1 protein-coding gene and 1 pseudogene are annotated in these 1,732 nt (G+C 76.2%); one reads left to right on the top strand and one right to left on the bottom strand.

What is annotated here, in order from left to right; all coding sequences use genetic code 11:
* A pseudogene (locus tag ACTUAL_RS28400) lies at window positions 1-376 on the top strand (hypothetical protein); the annotation flags it as partial.
* Here the strand turns inward: ACTUAL_RS28400 and ACTUAL_RS28395 are convergent.
* Window positions 373-1,623 (bottom strand): FAD-dependent monooxygenase, encoded by a 1,251-nt coding sequence (locus ACTUAL_RS28395; protein WP_440902389.1) that lies wholly within the window; start codon window positions 1,621-1,623, stop codon window positions 373-375. The pseudogene ACTUAL_RS28400 and the gene ACTUAL_RS28395 sit on opposite strands and share 4 nt — an antisense overlap.
* Window positions 1,624-1,732 lie beyond the last annotated feature (109 nt).

Genomic DNA, 1,732 nt, shown 5'->3' with positions numbered 1-1,732 from the left:
CCAGGTGGCCGTGGACGTGCGGCCCGAGGCGACCTACGCGGCCGAGCGCGCGGCGGGCGACGGCCTGTGGAGCTGCTGGGCCGAGCCGACGACGGTCCCCGGCCACCTGGAGTCGGCCGAGGAGCGGGCCGCGACGGGGTGGCGGGACGCGGAGCACGACCTGGCGCTGGAGCAGGCCAGGTCCACAGTGGACTCGGCGACGCGCGGGGAGCTGTACCGGGAGGTGCAGCGGGTGCGGCACGAGCGGGGCGCGGTGCTGGTGTGGGGGCACGCGGACGCGGTCGTGGGCACGACGGCGGCGGTGCGCGGGGTCGCGGCGGCGCGGCCGGACAGCGACGCGTGGGCCAGGTTCGACCGGGCCTGGCTGTCGGCCTAGTCCACTGTGGACGCACCGGGGCCGAGGACGTCCGGTGACGGCGGCGGGACGTGCAGCGCGCGCAGGGACCTGCGGGCGCTGAACCGGGCCAGTCCGGGAACGCCGCCCTGGAGCCGGATCGGCAGCGGGGCGCCGGGACTGCGCTCGGCCAACCTCCTGGCCACCCCGCGCTCGACCCGCACCTGCATCCGCTGCTCACCCGCGACCCGTGGCCCCCGGATGCGCTGGAGCTGGCTCGCGGCCACGTCGATCGCCTCGGCGTCACCCCCGCGCAGCGGCCCCACCAGGAGGTTCGCCGCCTCGGCCGCGTCGATCATGGCGAAGTTGATCCCGTTGCCGCCCACCGGGGAGATGACGTGCGCGGCGTCCCCGATCAGCAGCAGACCCGGTCTGGACCACCGGTCCACCTCGGTGATCCGGATCGGCAGCAGGGTCAGCTGGTTGGGGTCGCGCAGCTCCGCCACCCGCTCGCCCAGCCACGGCGTCCGCCGCCGCACCAGGTCCCTCAGCGGTTCCACGCCCGCCGCCCTGACCTCGCCGAACCGGCCGGCGGGCAGGGTGAAGCCGATCTGCCAGGTGTCGCCCTGCCCCAGCAGCCCGACCACCGCGCCCGGCTCGGTGATCAGGGCCAGCTGCCCGGCGCCGCTCGGGTCGTCCGGGAGCCGGGGCACGGCGAACCAGCAGATGTCGATGTTCGAGGCCAGCTCGGTCGGGGTGAGGTCGGACTCCAGCAGCACCTTGGAGTTCCGGCCGTCCGCGCCCACCACCAGGTCGGCCCGCAGCTCGTGCTCCCGCCCGTCCCGCCGGTAGCGGACGCCGTCGACGCGGCCCGCGCCGTCGTGCAGCAGGGCGGTGAAGCGGGCGCCCATCTCGACCCGGAAACCGGTGTGCCGCCGGGCCTTCCCGACCAGGAACGGCAGGAAGCGGGCCTGCGGGATCAGCGCGTAGTAGGGGAAGCGCGGGCTGCTGCCCCGGTAGTCGGCGATGGTGTAGCGCTTGTCGGGGGTCCACCACTCGAACGTCGTGGCCCGCCCGTGCGGGATGGTGGACAGCAGCTCCTCGGCGAGCCCGAAGCGGTGCAGGTAGTCGAGCACCGGGGGCGCGACGCTGTCGCCCCGGAACCGGCGGTCGAAGTCCTTGCGGCCCTCCAGGAGCACCACCCGCAGGCCCGCGCGGGCCAGCAGGTAGGCCAGCAGGACCCCGCCGGGCCCACCCCCGACGACCACGACACCGGTCCGCTCGGCCATGGCGCACCTCCCTGACCGCAACGTATCGCCGCTGGGGAGGGGTGGCACGACGGGCGGGCCTGCCGCTGCGGGGCGCCGCGCCGGGACGCGACCCGGCCAGGACCGGGAG

It is taken from the genome of Actinosynnema sp. (assembly GCF_052038725.1).
The sequence above is the reverse complement of the archived record's forward strand: the minus strand, read 5'-3'. Positions and strand labels throughout refer to the sequence as shown.

Excerpts from the sequence above, each read along its gene's own strand:
- ACTUAL_RS28395 (WP_440902389.1), bottom strand. The coding sequence starts at position 1,623 with ATGGCCGAGCGGACCGGTGTCGTGGTCGTCGGGGGTGGGCCCGGCGGG.